The organism is Rhodococcus sp. FG69 (assembly GCF_057808915.1).
This window is the reverse complement of record NZ_JBMDIX010000020.1, coordinates 69,165-84,899: the sequence shown is the minus strand read 5'-3', so window position 1 is coordinate 84,899 and position 15,735 is coordinate 69,165. Positions and strand designations below refer to the sequence as shown.

Sequence of the window (15,735 nt, the reverse complement as noted above, 5' to 3'; positions counted from 1 at the left end):
GGTGCGCCTACTCTAACGACGTGACCAAAGATCGTCCTGCACCACCGTTGCCCGAACCTCTCGACAGCCTCGTCGACGCCCACACCCATCTCGACGCTTGTGGTGCTTCCGACGCCGCGAGTGTCGCTGCAATCCTCGATCGAGCCGAGTCCGTCGGTGTCGGGAGAGTCGTCACCGTCGCCGACGACCTGGGGGCTGCACGTTTCGCCGTGGACGCCGCGCACTGGGACTCCCGCGTTTGGGCAGCCACCGCAATTCACCCGACGCGCGCCAACGTGCTCACCGACGAGGTCAAGGTCGAGATCGAGAAGCTGTCGTCGGATCCACGAGTGGTCGCAGTCGGGGAGACCGGGCTCGATTATTACTGGCCAGGGAAGCTCGACGGGTGCGCGAGCGTGCCCGAGCAGCACGACGGCTTTCGCTGGCACATCGACCTGGCCAAGCGGCTACAGAAGCCGCTGATGATCCACAACCGCGAGGCCGACGACGATCTGTTGACGGTGCTTCGTGCAGAAGGCGCGCCGGAGACCGTCATCTTCCATTGCTTTTCGTCCGGTCCGGAGATGGCGCGTGCGTGTATCGACGCCGGGTACGTGCTCAGCCTGTCGGGGACAGTCAGCTTCAAGAATGCTCATGCGCTCCGCGAAGCCGCCGCCTTGATTCCCGACGACCAGTTGCTGGTGGAGACCGATGCGCCGTTCCTGACGCCGCATCCTTTCCGTGGCGCGCCGAACGAGCCCTACTGCTTGCCGTACACCGCGCGTGCACTCGCGGCGATCCGTGATCAGGATCCGCACGAGTTGGCGGCGAAGGTAACGGCGAATGCGGAGAGGGTGTACGCGCTTACCGCTCGTGCGTGAATCGTTACTTTCGGCTGTTCACACAAGCACACGGCAGGTCACAGGCAGTCAGGGGAGGCCGTGATCGCTTGTATATCGGGCGCGGAGTTGCGGGATGTCCACCGATTCGTTACCGTATCGTGATCCAGCCGGCAGGCGTTCCTCGTAAAGGTAACGCCGACGATCTCAGGAATCACTTGTGTCTAGTATCGCCCGCCTCAACTCCACCAGGTCTCTCACGTTGTACCTGGTGGTGGCCGCGCTGCTGCTCACGCTGATTGTCGGGGGTGCCACCGCAGTCGCTCGTCACAAAACCGTGACGATCGACGTCGATGGCGAAATGATCACGCTCAGCACGATGACTTCGGACGTCGACGGCGCACTCGAAGCGGCCGGATACGAAGCAAGTGACAAGGATCTCGTAGCGCCCTCTGGCGAAGAGCCGCTGTCGGATGGTGAGACGGTCGTCTACCGTCGCGCTCGCGAGTTGAACGTGACGGTGGACGGCCAGCCTCAACAGATCTGGACGACGGCATTGACCGTCGACGAGGCACTGCAGCAGATGAACCTCGCCGAGGACGTACACGTGTCGGCCTCGCGTGGCGAGCGGCTTCCGCTCGAAGGCACCGAACTCGATGTCGCGCTCCCCAAGCAGGTCTCGCTGGTCGACGGTGCCGCTCCGGCAACCCCGGTGACGCTGGCTGCCCCAACCGTCCGGGAATTCCTCGAAGAAGCGGGCATGCCGCTCGAGCAGGCCGACACGGTCACGCCGGGCCCTGACGCGAAGGTTGCGGACGGCGTCGAAATCGTCGTCACCCGCGACCGCACCGAAACGAAGACCGAGACCACCGATGTCCTCCCGCCGGAGCAGCGCATCGAGGATCCGACGATGAACATGAGCCGAACCGTCGTCGAGAACCCCGGTGCCCCGGGCATCTCCGACATCACCTGGCAGATCAACACCGTCAACGGCGCCGAGGTCGGCCGCGAGAAGGTCGACGAGGACATCAAGGTTCCCGCGCAACCGAAGGTCGTCCGCGTCGGTGCGAAGCCGGGGACCGAGGTCCCGCCCGTCGAGAACAGTGCGACGTGGGATGCGCTCGCACAGTGCGAGGCAACTGGAAACTGGGCGATCAACACCGGAAACGGCTTCTACGGTGGCGTGCAGTTCGATCAGAACACCTGGGAGCGTCAAGGCGGTCTCAAGTACGCACCGCGTGCCGACCTTGCCACCCGCGAGGAGCAGATCGCCATCGCGTCGGTGACACAGAAGTCGCAGGGCTGGGGCGCATGGCCTGCATGCACCGCTCGCCTCGGCTACCGGTGACCAGTACCTCCGCAGGCCGCGCTCCTGCGGTAGGTGCGTAGAGTTTTCACAGTGCTTGAACATGTGAGGGAACCTGCGGCGCTGCTCGGACCTGCAGAAGTACGATCTCTCGCCGCCGAGTTGGATGTACGGCCCACCAAATCGCTCGGCCAGAACTTCGTACACGACGCCAACACCGTGCGCCGCATCGTCGCCTCGGCGGGCGTCGGGGGATCGGACACCGTACTCGAGGTCGGCCCGGGGCTCGGATCGCTGACGCTTGCGCTTCTCGACGTCGCCGACGCCGTCATCGCCGTCGAGATCGATCCCAAGCTCGCGGGGCGTCTCCCTCAGACCGTAGCCGAGCGTGCCCCGTCGCATACCGAGCAACTCACGGTCGTCGAGTTCGATGCGCTCCGAGTGACCGCGTCGGACATTCCGGGTGAGCCGACGGCGCTGGTGGCGAACCTGCCGTACAACGTTGCCGTCCCAGTTCTGCTTCACCTCTTCTCCGAACTGCCTTCCCTGCGCACAGCCATGGTGATGGTTCAGGCCGAGGTAGCCGACCGATTGGCCGCCGATCCGGGCAGCAAGATCTACGGCATCCCCAGCGTCAAGGCGAACTTCTTCGGAACCGTCAAACGCGCAGGTTCGGTCGGCCGTTCGGTGTTCTGGCCGGTGCCGAAGGTGGAGTCCGGGCTCGTACGGATCGATCGGTACGCCGAGCCACCGTGGTCGATGGACGACGCCCATCGCCGGAAGGTCTTCACCGTCATCGACGCTGCCTTCGCGCAGCGCCGCAAGACACTGCGTGCCGCGCTCGCAGGCTGGGCCGGATCGCCCGTCGAGGCGGAGCGGCGCCTGCGGGAGGCAGACATCGACCCCTCGGCACGCGGCGAGACAATCGACGCCGCAGCGTTCGTCAGGTTGGCGGGGACGAGGCCCTGATCGCTGGCGGCGCCCCTGATCGCTGGGCCGCCGCCGTGATCGCTTGGAAACTGCCCAAATAGCTTCTACGGTCCATTCAAGCGGGCAGCCGCGGGCAACTCGAGCGCGCGGCTGTACCGCTGGCTGAGCAGCGCGTGCCGTTCCGCCATCCGGGCGCATTCGTCACGCAACTCCGGCGGATCGATCACGGTGAAGTCGGTGTCGAATGCTGACAACCACCGCGCGATCGACGGCAGGGAATCCCCGGACAGGATGATGATGCATGCGTCGTCGCCGCTCGATTCGAGGGTTCCCCACTCCTCGTCGACCATCGGCGCGATGGTCTGGATCGAGGCGTGCAGCTTTATCCTCGCCTGCACCTGGCTGAATGCGCGGTCGATTCCGGCGGCGACGAATGCCGCGGCGCCGCCGGCCGGAAGCTCCCGCGGAGAAAAGCGTGGGCCCGTCGGGATCTTCGGTTGCAGTCGGTCGACGCGGAAGGATCGCCAGTCCTCTCGCATGAGATCCCACCCGAGCAGGTACCAGCGCGCACCCGCTCGGACGAGGCTGTACGGCTCCACCTCGCGGCGGGCCTCGGTCCCGTCGTGCGTTCGGTAGTCGAATCGCAGCCGTTCGCGGTTGTGGCACACACCGGCGACCACGGACAGGATCGACGCGTCGACCGCCGATCGTGGAGGGCGTTCGACGACATCGATACGTAGGGCGTCGAGCCGGTGCCGGATGCGCGACGGCATGACCTGACGAAGCTTCGTCAGCGCCCGCAAGGAGGCCTCGCCGATTCCTGCGACCGAGTCGGTTGCCGCGGACTGCAGCCCGAACGCCACCGCGAGGGCCTCGTCGTCGTCGAGCAGTAGCGGCGGCATCTCGGCGCCTGCACCGAGTTGATACCCGCCTCCGACGCCTGCGGTCGCGTTGACCGGATAGCCGATCTCGCGCAGCTTGTCCACGTCGCGTCGCACCGTCCGAGGCGTCACGGCCAGCCGCTCGGCCAGCTCAGCTCCTGCCCAGTCTCGACGTGTCTGGAGCAGAGACAGCAACTTGAGCAATCGTGCCGATGTTTCCCGCATGTGTAGATACTGGCATCTATTGCGGACCGTTACTGTCCTCGATGCTGGTTCTTGCCGACCCTGTTTCTCCGATACTGTTGACTACCGTGCTATCAGTCGTCCACAGCCCCGTCATCGTCCGGGCTCCATCGAAGGTGAACCTGCACCTGTCGGTAGGTGACCTGCGGGACGACGGCTACCACGAACTCACGACGGTGTTCCAGGCCCTGTCGCTGTCCGACGAGATCTCGGTGGTGCCGTCGCAGGGTCTGCGCGTGAACGTCAAGGGTGCCGACGCCAAGAAGGTCCCGACGGACGAGCGAAATCTCGTGTGGAAGGCCGCCGTGCTGTTGGCCGACGCGGTCGGCCGTGAACCGCTCGTCGAGATCACCATCGACAAGGGCATCCCGGTTGCGGGCGGTATGGCCGGCGGTAGCTCCGATGCGGCGGCGACGCTCGTCGCACTCGACGCGATGTGGAAGTTGGAGTTGTCCCGTGGCGAACTCACCGACCTTGCCGCGAAGCTGGGAAGCGACGTCCCATTCGTTCTGCACGGCGGCACCGCGGTCGGAACCGGACGCGGCGAGAAACTGCTCCCGGTGTTGTCCCGCAACACGTTCCACTGGGTTCTTGCGCTGGCCAAGGGTGGATTGCAGACTCCGGCGGTGTTCGCCGAGTTGGACGAACTCAGAGCCAAGGGGAGCCCGCCTCGCCTCGGCGCGCCCGACGCGCTGATGCAAGCACTCGCCAGCGGTGATGCGCATGCCCTTGCGCCATTGCTGGGCAACGATCTCCAGGCCGCGGCGACGTCGTTGCTTCCGCAACTACGCCGAACGCTGCGGGCGGGCGTGACCGCGGGGGCTCTGGCCGGAATCGTGTCCGGCTCCGGTCCCACCTGTGCATTCCTGTGCGCCGACGCCGACACCGCGGTGTCGGTCAGCGCTGAACTGTCCGGTGCGGGTGTCTGCCGCACGGTGCGTGTCGCGAGCGGTCCAGTTCCCGGTGCTCGCGTTGTTACTAGTGAATCGATTGGTTTCCCCTGATGGTCAATCTCGTCAATCTCGAAAACGTTTCCAAGTCCTTCGGTGTGAAGCCGCTGCTCGACGGCGTGTCCCTCGGCGTCCAGGAGGGCGAACGCATCGGCATGGTCGGCCTCAACGGCGGCGGCAAGACGACGACACTCGAGGTGCTCGCGGGCATCGAGCCACCCGATTCCGGTCGCGTCAGCCGCGTGGGCGGACTCCGCATGGCGGTCGTGACGCAGCGCGGGGTATTGCCGCCCGGATCGACCGTCGGGCAGGTAGTTCTCGACCCGCTCGGCATGGCCGAGCACGAGTGGGCCGGTGACTCACGGGTCCGAAACATCTTGACGGGCATCGGAATCGCTGACCTCGGACCGGCAGGCAGCTCGGGTCTCGACGCCCCGATCGACAACCTGTCCGGCGGCGAGCGTCGCCGTGTCGCGCTGGCGGCCGCGCTGGTTCAAGATCTCGATCTGCTCGTCCTCGACGAGCCGACCAACCACCTCGACGTGGAGGGTGTGCAATGGCTTGCCGCGCACCTGGTGTCGCGTCGCAGCGCGCTCGTCGTCGTCACTCACGATCGTTGGTTCCTCGATACCGTGGCCAACCAGACGTGGGAAGTCGTGGGCGGTGGCATCGAAACCTACGAGGGCGGATACAACGACTGGGTCTTCGCCCGCGCCGAGCGCTCACGTCAGGCCGATGCGTCCGAGGAGCGTCGCCGAAACCTCGCCCGCAAGGAACTCGCATGGTTGCGCCGAGGCGCACCGGCTCGGACGTCGAAGCCCAAGTACCGCATCGAGGCCGCAGAGGCATTGATCGCCGACGTGCCGGCCCCGCGTGACTCCGTGGCGCTCGCGTCGTTTGCGCAACGCAGGCTCGGACGCGTGGTCATCGAACTCGAGGACGCACGGCTCGAAACTCCCGACGGCCGTGAATTGGTCAAGGACTTCACATGGCGTCTGGCGCCCGGTGAGCGTGTCGGTCTGGTCGGTGTCAACGGATCCGGCAAGACGACGTTGCTCCGCACGCTCGCCGGGGAGCTGAAACCGGCTGCAGGCAAGCGCATCGAGGGGCAGACCGTCAAGATCGGTTGGCTGAAGCAGGAACTGGACGACCTGCCGAAGAAGCTCCGCGTTCTCGACGCCGTCAAAGAGGTCGCCGAGCGAATCACGCTGGGCGACAAGGAGGTGTCGGCAGGTCAGCTCGCTGAGCGGTTGGGCTTCACACCTGCTCGCCAGCGCACGCCTGTCGGAGATCTGTCCGGTGGCGAACGCCGCAGACTGCAGCTGACGCGGGTACTCATGGCCGAGCCGAACGTGCTGCTGCTCGACGAGCCCACCAACGACCTGGACATCGACACCCTGCAACAACTCGAAGACTTGCTGGACAGCTGGGCGGGAACACTCGTGGTCATCAGTCACGACCGGTACCTGATCGAGCGTATCTGCGACTCGACATGGGCCTTGTTCGGCGACGGCAAGCTGACCAACCTGCCCGGCGGCATCGAGGAGTATCTGCGTCGGCGTGCCGTCATCGCGGCCGATGCCACCCCCGATTCCCTCACCACGGGTGGGACCGCGAAAAAGGCCGTGCGAGACGCTGCGTCGGAGCGGGCGGCACGCAAGGAGCTGAGCAAGCTCGAGAAGCTCGTCGTCCGGCTGTCCGATCGCGAGATCGCGTTGCACGCCGAACTGGTGACGGCTGCGTCGGACTCGGGCAAGCTACTCGAACTCGATACCGAGCTCAAGAAGGTGCTCGCCGACAAGGACGTGGCGGAAGAACGCTGGATGGAATTGGCTGCTGAGCTGGACTAGCGCCGCCGACCGCGATCGATACGTACGGTGTGAGGATGGGAACTGGATCGCACACGAGCGCAAGCTCCGTCGTCAGGACAGCGCTCGGCTCCGATTTCGAGAAGTTGCACCCGAAGGTTCAGTGGCGCTTCGGTGTGTCCTCTGCGGACAACAGATGCCAGCTGGGCGTCGGGGTCATGGAAGAGATGCGGCATTCTGCGCTGGTCCCGCCCCCGGTTCTGTGGCTCGGTGGTCGGCGCGGCCTGTTCCCGGCAGGAAAAGCGAGCGACGTTCCATTCACGATCGCGAATTACGCCTACGTCGACGACATCGGCCGGGAGACGCTCGCGTTCGTACGCAGATTTGCCTTCGCCGGCAAGCCACAGGGAATGAACTCGATCATGGTGACGCCGGCGCGTACCGCGTCGCCTGACTTCGCGCTCGACTACCTCGGGTACTCCTCGGACATGATCGTCCACACCAGGTGCAGCGTCGACAGCGACGGCGGTCTGGTGCTCGACAGTGACGCGCCGCGAGTCCTCGGTGTTCGTATCCCGCAACTCGCTTCGGCGCTGACGTCGGCTCGCGAATGGTGGGACGAGGGCGAGCAGCGCCACCGCATCCAGATCGACGTGACGAGCCGAGTGCTCGGGACGTTGTTCCACTATCACGGGTGGTTCACTGCGGAAGAGCGCCCGTGCGCCGCGTCGGAGATCCCCGAAGATGCGGTGCCGTCCAGGCTCGTCGAACGAGAATGATTCGGGCACAGCAAGGAACCCTCTGGCACTGGAAATAGCCCAGCCAGAGGCGTTCCGACGCCAGGTCTTACAGGATCAGCGGTAGCCCTTGGCTGGGTTGAGCAGATCGAGGACGATGGTCTGACCGTTGGACCGGACGTGGATCTCCGGGTTCTGAAGTCCACCGGAGACGAGGTACTCACCCAGAAGCTGGAGCAGCTCGTCGGGTCCGACGGAGGTGTCGGGGGTGCGGATGTCGCCGGTGCGGCTACCCAGCTCGTTCTGCGTGAGGCGTCCGGCGATACGCACCGATGCAACGCCCATGGCGGTGCGGCGGTCCGGAGCGCCGCTACGGCCGACGCCCGTGGAGGTCGAGCCCGCGCCGGCGCTGGACGAATGAGTGGAGCGGCCGTTGGTGGGCAGGCCGTGCTCGGAGATCTGATCGCTAGTAGTCACTTCAACCTCGTTCGATTCCTTGGAGGGCTGCTTTGGCGTCGTACTGGGGTCGTGCTTCGTCACGGTCTTCGATGCGTTCTGCTCGTCGGTCTTGGCCTGAGCTTTGGGTGGGGTTGCGGTCGCCTCGTCGGTCGGTTCGGCGGCCTCCGCCTTCTCCTCAGGTGCGTCCGACGTGGACGGTGACACTCCGACGGCCAGCTTCGGCGTGGGCGTGCTCAGACGATGAGCCGGTGCCTGACCGATCTTGATTCCCGCCAGCGGATAGCTGGATCCCTGCGTCATAGCGAACCCTGTGTCATTGCCAACCCCACATCGGTAATTTGAAGCTCTTCGGATACGTGGAACTCCGCGACTGCCAAGAAACATACTCGAAGTCCGTTCGGACCACCGAAGAATAACACTTCACCGGTTTATGGGGCGATCTTGGGATTCATGTGTCCGTTCTGCACACGTAACCCAGGCCACGACCTGCGCGCTACTCGCCTGCGGCGACGAGCGGCTCCAACGTCAGCTCGGGCATCTCCTTCTCCAGGTATTGCAGTCGCCACTTGTCGCTGACGAGCGCGAGCAACGCCCCGTCGGTGCGCGTGAAGACTTCCACTCCGCGTTGACGGCCGAGCTCGACGGCCGAGTCTGCGTCGGTGCGCCTGGCCACCGAGTAGCCGAGGGGTTCGAGCCGGGCGTCGACGCCGAACTCGGTTTTCATTCTGGCTGTGACGACCTCGAACTGCATCGGTCCGACGGCGGCGAGCACAGGGGAGGCGTCGCCGCGAATGTCGTTGCGCAATACCTGGACTACGCCTTCGGAGTCCATCTGTTCCACTGCGCGTCGGAACTTCTTGTACTTGTCCGCGCTGTCGACGCGCAACGCGGCGAAGTGTTCGGGGGCGAAGGACGGAATCGGCGGGTACTCGACCTTCTTCTCGCTGAACAACGTATGTCCGGGAGCGAGTGCCGTCGCGTTGACGAGGCCGACGACATCTCCCGGGTATGCGTTCTCGACGGTGGTGCGCTCGCGGCCGAAGACCGTGAGTGCATATTTCGTCGTGAACGGCTTTCCGGTCTGGGCGTGGGTGACGACCATGCCGCGTTCGAACACGCCGGATACGACGCGCATGAAGGCCAGTCGGTCACGATGCGCGGTGTCCATACCGGCCTGGACCTTGAACACGACTGCACTGAACGGATCGGTGACCTCGCGGACGCCGCCCGTGACGTCCTCGCGAGGTCCCGGAGCGGGCGCCAATGCGACGAGGGTGTCGAGGATCTGTCTGACGCCGAAGTTCAGCATCGCGGACCCGAAGATAACCGGAGATGTCTGGCCTGCGAGGAACATTTCCTGGTCGTGTCCCTGACCGCTGGAGACGAGAAGCTCGCTCTCCTCGAGCGCCGTGTCCCAGTCCGAGCCCTCGCGCGCGGCAGCGGCGTCGGCGTCCATGAGTTCCTCGGGGGCGATGGTCGCGCCGCCTGCGGTACGGGTGAAGCGAATGTAGTTGCCTTCCCGAACGTCGAGCAGTCCACGGAAGTCACCCGCGATGCCGACCGGCCAGTACAGCGGCGTCGGCGTCAATCCGATGCGTGTCTCGATCTCGTCGAGAAGCTCCAGCGGCGACTGGCCCGGGCGATCCCACTTGTTGATGACAGTGATGACCGGAATGCCGAACTGGCGGCACACCTGGAACAGCTTGAGGGTTTGCGGTTCGAGGCCCTTGGCTGCGTCGATGAGCATCACCGCGGCGTCGACGGCCGTCAGTACTCGGTACGTGTCTTCCGAGAAGTCGGCGTGGCCAGGGGTGTCGACGAGGTTGATGACGTTGATGTCGTCGACCGTCGGGTCGACCTGGTAGTTGAACTGCAACGCCGTGGAGCTCACCGAGATGCCGCGAGCCTTTTCCATCTCCATCCAGTCCGAGACGGTGGAGCGTCGGCCGGCTTTGCCGTGGATGGCACCGGCCTCGGAAATGACGCGAGCGTGCAGCGCGAGCGCCTCGGTCAGCGTGGACTTACCGGCGTCGGGATGCGAGATGACGGCGAAGGTGCGGCGACGTTCGACCTCGCCCGCTAGCTCTTTGTGAACGCTTTTCGGGGCCGACTCGGTGGGGGTGGTGCCGGTGTCTACCGAATCGGGCGTGCTCAAGCGAACCTCTTCTACTTCAATGTGGGCGTGTTGCCGGTACCAGGGTACTCGGACGTATTCGTCGGTAACGGTTCCCGTCCGGGTGCGGATTCAATAGCGTGGAGGGGGTCGGGATTTTTCTCACAGGAGATGAGCATTGAGCAAGTTCACCGAAGAGATGTTCGCGACGGCTCGCACCAGCAAGCGTGGGCTGGTCACCGGCGAGCCCGATGAGGCGCTGCGCCAGTCCTGGGGAGAAATCCACCGGGTGGCCAGATCGATGGCCGGGGCGCTCGCAGACGCGGGAATCGATCGAGGCGATGCTATCGGCATCCTGGCGGGTCAGCCCGTCGACATCGCGCCGGCGTGCCAGGCGACCTGGATGCGCGGCGGTTCGGTGACGATGTTGCACCAGCCGACGCCGCGGACCGATCTGGCTGTGTGGGGCACCGACACCGAGACTGTCGTGCGGATGATCGAGGCCAAGGCCGTCATTCTGGGTGCACCGTTCGATATCGCCGCTCCGATTCTCGAAGAACGCGGCATCACTGTGCTGAAGATCGAGGACATGCGGGCCGGACGGGACCTCGATCCCGTCGACACCGACGAATCCGACATCGCGTTGCAGCAGTTGACGTCCGGTTCCACCGGGTCGCCGAAGGCCGTGCGGATCACGCACGAGAACTTCTACGTCAACGCCTACGCGATGATCGACCGAATCAAGTTCGACGTCGATTCGGACGTGATGGTGTCGTGGCTGCCGCTGTTCCACGACATGGGAATGGTGGGCTTCCTGACCGTTCCGATGCAGGTCGGCGCCGAGGTCGTCAGCATCACCCCGCTCGACTTCCTTCGGTCACCGTTGCTGTGGGCCAAGCTCATCCACAAGTATCGTGGAACCGTCACGGCAGCACCGAATTTCGCGTACTCACTGCTGGCGCGGCGGTTGTCGCAAGCCGAGGACGATCTCGATCTCGACTTGAGCTCGCTGCGGTACGCCTGGAACGGCGCCGAGCCGGTCGACCCCGACACGATGATGTCGCTTGCCGAGGCCGGGAAGCCGTACAAATTGGATCCGTTGGCGCTCGCCCCGGTGTACGGCATGGCGGAAACGACACTCGCCGTGTCCATTCCGGACCCGCTTCAAGGTCAGGTGCTCGATGTCGTCGACGCCGATCTGCTCGAAGCGATGGGACGCGCGGTGCCCGCGACGAAGGGCAATCTTCGCAGGCTCGCGACACTGGGCAAGATGGTGCCCAATCTCGAAGGGCGCGTCGTCGACAAGGAAGGCCAGGTCCTGACGGCCCGTGGCGTCGGGATCATCGAGGTGCGAGGTAGAGCGGTGACGCCGGGTTACATCACCGTCGAAGGACCGGTCGCCACACAGAACGCCGACGGCTGGCTCGACACCGGCGACGTCGGCTACTTCACCGAGGAAGGTCTCGTGGTCGTCTGCGGGCGCATCAAGGACGTCATCATCATGGGTGGCCGCAACATCTATCCAACGGATATCGAACGCGCCGCGGGATCGGTACGTGGAGTACGCCCGGGCAACGCCGTCGCCATCCGGCTCGATGCGGGCGACAAGCGCGAGAGCTTCGCAGTTGCCGTGGAGACCAACGACTTCCAGAATCCCGATGAGGTCAAACGCATCGAGCACGAGGTGGTGCATGCGGTGCACTCCGAGGTCGGCGTCCGACCGCGAACCGTCGCCGTCCTCGGGCCAGGCTCGATCCCCAAGACGTCGTCGGGGAAGCTGCGCCGGTCGAACTCGGCTTCGCTGCTGGGCTAGCGGGGGTGCACCTGATTCTGCGCGGCCTCCAGGCCGACACGCAGGACCAGCTCGGCGGCATCGGCAGCTTCCTCGCAGATCACTCCGAGGTCCTTGTGCTCAGCCGACGAAAACGGCTTGAGCACATACGAGGCCGGATCCATCCGCCCCGGCGGCCGTCCCACGCCGACCCGGACCCGCAGATAGTCCTTGGTTCCGAGATGCTGTGTGATGGAACGCAATCCGTTGTGTCCGCCCTCGCCGCCGCCGAGTTTCAGGCGGATCGCGCCGAAGTCGATGTCGAGTTCGTCGTGTACGACCACGATGTCCGCCGGTTCCACGGAGTAGAAGCGTGCCAGTGCTGCAACCGGTTGACCGGAGAGATTCATGAACGTGCGGGGCTTCGCGACGATCACCGATCGGTCGCCGAGCCGGGCGGTCACGATGTCGGAGTTCGACTTCTTGTGCGAGGAGAACTTCGCACCGATCCGATCTGCGAGCACGTCGGCGACCATGAATCCAGCGTTGTGGCGAGTGGTCTCGTACTGTGACCCCGGGTTACCGAGGCCGACGATCAGCGCTGTCTTCGCAGTCACAGTGTTCGTGCTCCCATTCGAGTGAGACGCCTTCGGCGCGCCGCTCCCTGGGAGGGGAACGGCGCGCCGAAGGGGAGTGATGAGGTGAGACTAGCTCTCGTCGGAGCTGCTCTCGTCCGACGCGGCCTCTTCCTGAGTTTCCGCTTCCCCGGTCTCGGAGACAGGCTCGGTGCCCTCGCCCTCGGCCTCGAGGTCTTCCTCGGACGGAGCCTCGACGACGTTGACGAGCAGCAGCTCGGGATCGGAGATCAGCGTGACGCCCTCCGGCAATGCCAGCGCGCCTGCCAGGATCTGGGTGCCGATCTCGGCGCCCTCGATCGAGACCTCGATCTGCTCCGGGATCGACAGTGCGTCGGCCTCGATCTCGACGGAGGTCGAGTCGGTGTAGACGAGCGATCCGGCGGCAGCGTCACCTTCGACGATGACGTTGACCTCGACGGTGACGCGCTCACCCTTCTTGAGGACGAGGAGGTCGGCATGCTCGATGCTGCGCTTGATCGGGTGAACGACGACGGACTTGGTCAGTGCGACCTGCTCCGAACCGTCGATGTCGAGCGTCAGAACGGCGTTGGTGCCGTGGTTACGCAGAACCGCCGCGAACGCGCGAGAATCGAGCGCGAGGTGCTGGGGATCGGTGCCGTGTCCGTAGAGAACGGCAGGAACCTGGCCGTCGCGACGTGTGCGGCGAGCAGCGCCCTTGCCGAATTCGGTGCGGACGATCGCCTTGAGATTGTTTACTTCGTTTGCCATGTGACTTTCAGCTCCTGGATCGATCGTGGACAAGACTCGTCGGGGCGGACACGTACGAGCAGGGCCAGGGGCCGAGCCGCGTCGATCACGGTAGATCCTGGTCGGATCTACCCTCGCCGAGACAACCTGCAGTATGCTACCGGACGGCTTCGATCGAGGGAAATCAGCGTCCAAAGAAGCGCAGGCAGGGCCGAAAGACCCTACGCGCTCGGTCCGGCACCGGAGCAGAGTTTTCGTCATGGGACGGCGAAGTTCGGGTAGTGCTGCGGCGGGAACGGCACGGGTGTTCCGGGACCGGAAAGAAGCCGGTCGAGTGTTGGCTGGGCTGCTCGAAGCGCATCGTGGCGACGCCGACGTGATCGTTCTCGGACTCGCCAGAGGCGGCATTCCGGTTGCCTGGGAGGTCGCGTCGGCGCTCGGTGCGCCTCTCGATGCGTTCGTGGTGCGCAAGATCGGTGCCCCACATCACGAGGAGTTCGCTGTCGGCGCGCTCGCGAGCGGCGGGCGCCTCGTGATCAACGACGACGTGGTCCGCGACCTGAGAATCTCGGCCGAGCAACTGCGTGCGGTGGTCGACCGCGAAGGTCGGGAGCTCATTCGGCGCGAGGCGGTGTACCGACAAGGAAGGCCGCCTGTGGATGTGAGCGGGCGAACGGTCATCGTCGTGGACGACGGTCTTGCGACGGGCTCGAGCATGTTCGCCGCGATCGACACGTTGCGGGCGCAGGATCCGGCGAAAATCATCGTCGCTGTTCCGGCAGCGCCGGAATCGACGTGTCGGGAGCTGGCCTCCATGGTGGACGAGATGGTGTGCGCGACCATGCCGTCCCCGTTTCTCTCTGTGGGAGAGTCGTTCTGGGACTTCACCCAAGTCACCGACCGTGAGGTTCGAGACCTCCTGTCGACGCCGACGACGACCCTGGGGGTAGTCGAGCGTGGTGCGGCGACGGGGAGCGGATCTGCCGTGGACGCGATTCGAGCAATCGCTGTCGAGGCTCCACGCGGTGTGCCGTCGACCGCGGCGATACTCGATCTGGTCGGTGACGCGAACGTGGTTCTCATCGGCGAGAGCTCGCACGGAACTCACGAGTTCTATTCTGCACGAGCTGAAATCACCAAGCGATTGATAGAGGAAGCCGGCTTCGATGCCGTGGCCGCCGAGGCGGACTGGCCCGACGCTTACCGCGTCGACCGGTATGTGCGCGGGGGCGGGACGGATACGTCGGCCGAGATGTCGCTGCGCGGATTCGAACGGTTTCCAGGGTGGATGTGGCGCAACACCGTCATGGAAGAATTCACGCAGTGGCTGCGCGATCGCAACGACGGGATCGCCGATCCGCGGTTGCATACCGGCTTCTACGGACTCGACCTGTACAGCTTGCATCGATCGATGAACCAGGTGATCGAGTACCTCGACGCCGTCGACCCAGATGCAGCCGCGCGAGCCCGGGAGCGGTACGGATGCTTCGACCTGGTCACGGGTGAAGATGGCCAATCGTACGGCTACGCCGCGGCATTCGGTGCAGGAGAGACGTGCGAAGCCCAAGTGGTCGACCAACTGGTCGAATTGAGGGCAAGCGCGGAGGCGTATGCGCACCGCGACGGGCAGATAGCCGCCGACGAGTTGTTCCACGCCGAACGCAATGCCGCGAGCGTGCGTGACGCGGAGGCGTACTACCGAACGATGTTCGGTGGACGGGTATCGTCGTGGAACCTGCGCGACCGGCACATGGCCGACACTCTCGATGCGTTGATCGTCCATCTCGGACACCGAACAGGTGATCCCGCAAAGGTTGTCGTCTGGGCGCACAATTCACACGTCGGAGATGCACGTGCTACCGAATTGGGTGTGCAGGGCGAACTGACCGTCGGACAGTTGGTGCGAGAACGCTACGGGGACAGCTGCAGGCTCATCGGTATGACGACGCACGAGGGAACGGTCACGGCGTCGAGTACTTGGGGCGGTGACGCGGAATGCAAGGTGGTGCGTCCTTCTCTGAGCACCAGTATCGAGGCGCTTCTGCACGAGTCCATCGGTGACACAGACGCATTCATGATTCCTACGACGGTTCACGGTCGAGCAGTCGAGGTTGCATCGTCGACGCGTCTCGAGCGGGCAATCGGAGTGATCTACCGGCCGGATACCGAAAGGCAGAGCCACTACTTCCACGCCCGAGCAGGAGATCAATTCGATGCGATCATCCATATCGATCGGACCACCGCGCTCGAACCCCTGGAGCGGACGAGTCTGTGGGTGACCGGACAGATTCCGGAGACCTACCCGTCCGCTCTGTAGGGCTTCGAACACAGTAGCGGACCCGGTCCTCGGCGTGATCGCGTGGCCTTCGTCGG

At 64.9% G+C, this 15,735-nt stretch carries 13 protein-coding genes; 8 read left to right on the top strand and 5 right to left on the bottom strand.

The annotated features are described in order from the left end of the window. Nucleotides 1-20 precede the first annotated feature (20 nt). The 3 genes from ACODSO_RS16970 to rsmA all read left to right on the top strand — a co-directional run bounded on the left by ACODSO_RS16970 (nt 21) and on the right by rsmA (nt 3,093). Complete coding sequence (locus tag ACODSO_RS16970) at nt 21-860, top strand: TatD family hydrolase (RefSeq protein ID WP_489037942.1); 840 nt, start codon at nt 21-23, stop codon at nt 858-860. Nucleotides 861-1,038: 178 nt separating this feature from the next. Then, nucleotides 1,039-2,166 (top strand): resuscitation-promoting factor, encoded by a 1,128-nt coding sequence (locus ACODSO_RS16965; RefSeq protein WP_489037941.1) that lies wholly within the window; start codon nt 1,039-1,041, stop codon nt 2,164-2,166. A 51-nt stretch (nt 2,167-2,217) separates the two neighbouring features. Continuing rightward, the gene (gene rsmA / locus ACODSO_RS16960; RefSeq protein WP_489037939.1) at nt 2,218-3,093 is read left to right on the top strand and encodes a 16S rRNA (adenine(1518)-N(6)/adenine(1519)-N(6))-dimethyltransferase RsmA; all 876 of its coding nucleotides are present in this window, start codon (nt 2,218-2,220) and stop codon (nt 3,091-3,093) included. 65 nt (nt 3,094-3,158) lie between these two features. On the opposite strand, the gene ACODSO_RS16955 is transcribed toward rsmA, so the two are convergent. Further along, entirely contained in the window at nt 3,159-4,160 is a 1,002-nt protein-coding gene (locus ACODSO_RS16955) for a helix-turn-helix transcriptional regulator (protein WP_489037938.1), read from the bottom strand. Nucleotides 4,161-4,246: 86 nt separating this feature from the next. On the opposite strand from ACODSO_RS16955, the gene ACODSO_RS16950 reads away from it, so the two are divergent. Genes ACODSO_RS16950 through ACODSO_RS16940 form a run of 3 tightly spaced genes read left to right on the top strand, consistent with a single transcriptional unit; the run spans nt 4,247 to nt 7,715 of the window. Continuing rightward, complete coding sequence (locus ACODSO_RS16950; RefSeq protein ID WP_489037937.1) at nt 4,247-5,182, top strand: 4-(cytidine 5'-diphospho)-2-C-methyl-D-erythritol kinase; 936 nt, start codon at nt 4,247-4,249, stop codon at nt 5,180-5,182. After that, nucleotides 5,182-6,978 carry an ABC-F family ATP-binding cassette domain-containing protein gene (locus tag ACODSO_RS16945; RefSeq protein ID WP_068377921.1) on the top strand — a complete coding sequence of 599 codons (1,797 nt, stop codon included), beginning with the start codon at nt 5,182-5,184 and terminating at the stop codon, nt 6,976-6,978. Before ACODSO_RS16950 ends, ACODSO_RS16945 begins: the two co-directional genes overlap by 1 nt. Nucleotides 6,979-7,013: 35 nt before the next feature. Then, on the top strand, nt 7,014-7,715 hold the full coding sequence (locus ACODSO_RS16940; protein ID WP_489037936.1) for a DUF4166 domain-containing protein: 702 nt from the start codon (nt 7,014-7,016) through the stop codon (nt 7,713-7,715). Between the two features lie 75 nt (nt 7,716-7,790). On the opposite strand, the gene ACODSO_RS16935 is transcribed toward ACODSO_RS16940, so the two are convergent. Together ACODSO_RS16935 and ACODSO_RS16930 are read right to left on the bottom strand one after the other, a co-directional pair. Beyond that, nucleotides 7,791-8,432 (bottom strand): hypothetical protein, encoded by a 642-nt coding sequence (locus ACODSO_RS16935; protein WP_489037935.1) that lies wholly within the window; start codon nt 8,430-8,432, stop codon nt 7,791-7,793. Between the two features lie 193 nt (nt 8,433-8,625). After that, the gene (locus ACODSO_RS16930; protein WP_068377915.1) at nt 8,626-10,287 is read right to left on the bottom strand and encodes a peptide chain release factor 3; all 1,662 of its coding nucleotides are present in this window, start codon (nt 10,285-10,287) and stop codon (nt 8,626-8,628) included. 136 nt (nt 10,288-10,423) lie between these two features. Here ACODSO_RS16930 and ACODSO_RS16925 point away from each other — a divergent pair, with 136 nt between their 5' ends. Further along, nucleotides 10,424-12,058 (top strand): fatty acyl-AMP ligase, encoded by a 1,635-nt coding sequence (locus ACODSO_RS16925; protein WP_489037934.1) that lies wholly within the window; start codon nt 10,424-10,426, stop codon nt 12,056-12,058. Here ACODSO_RS16925 and pth read toward each other — a convergent pair. Both pth and ACODSO_RS16915 read right to left on the bottom strand, forming a co-directional pair. Further along, nucleotides 12,055-12,633 carry an aminoacyl-tRNA hydrolase gene (pth, locus tag ACODSO_RS16920; protein WP_489037932.1) on the bottom strand — a complete coding sequence of 193 codons (579 nt, stop codon included), beginning with the start codon at nt 12,631-12,633 and terminating at the stop codon, nt 12,055-12,057. The two genes, ACODSO_RS16925 and pth, sit on opposite strands and share 4 nt — an antisense overlap. 90 nt (nt 12,634-12,723) lie before the next feature. Beyond that, a complete protein-coding gene (locus tag ACODSO_RS16915; protein WP_068377908.1) occupies nt 12,724-13,383 on the bottom strand; it encodes a 50S ribosomal protein L25/general stress protein Ctc in 660 nt (219 codons plus the stop codon). Between the two features lie 238 nt (nt 13,384-13,621). Here ACODSO_RS16915 and ACODSO_RS16910 point away from each other — a divergent pair, with 238 nt between their 5' ends. Beyond that, nucleotides 13,622-15,679 (top strand): erythromycin esterase family protein, encoded by a 2,058-nt coding sequence (locus ACODSO_RS16910; RefSeq protein ID WP_489037931.1) that lies wholly within the window; start codon nt 13,622-13,624, stop codon nt 15,677-15,679. Nucleotides 15,680-15,735: the final 56 nt, after the last annotated feature.

Bases quoted from the DNA above. Each gene is read 5' to 3' on its own strand.
- ACODSO_RS16955 (WP_489037938.1), bottom strand. From the start codon at position 4,160: ATGCGGGAAACATCGGCACGATTGCTCAAGTTGCTGTCTCTGCTCCAG.
- ACODSO_RS16945 (WP_068377921.1), top strand. From the start codon at position 5,182: ATGGTCAATCTCGTCAATCTCGAAAACGTTTCCAAGTCCTTCGGTGTG.
- ACODSO_RS16940 (WP_489037936.1), top strand. From the start codon at position 7,014: ATGGGAACTGGATCGCACACGAGCGCAAGCTCCGTCGTCAGGACAGCG.
- ACODSO_RS16935 (WP_489037935.1), bottom strand. From the start codon at position 8,432: ATGACGCAGGGATCCAGCTATCCGCTGGCGGGAATCAAGATCGGTCAG.
- ACODSO_RS16915 (WP_068377908.1), bottom strand. From the start codon at position 13,383: ATGGCAAACGAAGTAAACAATCTCAAGGCGATCGTCCGCACCGAATTC.
- ACODSO_RS16910 (WP_489037931.1), top strand. From the start codon at position 13,622: ATGGGACGGCGAAGTTCGGGTAGTGCTGCGGCGGGAACGGCACGGGTG.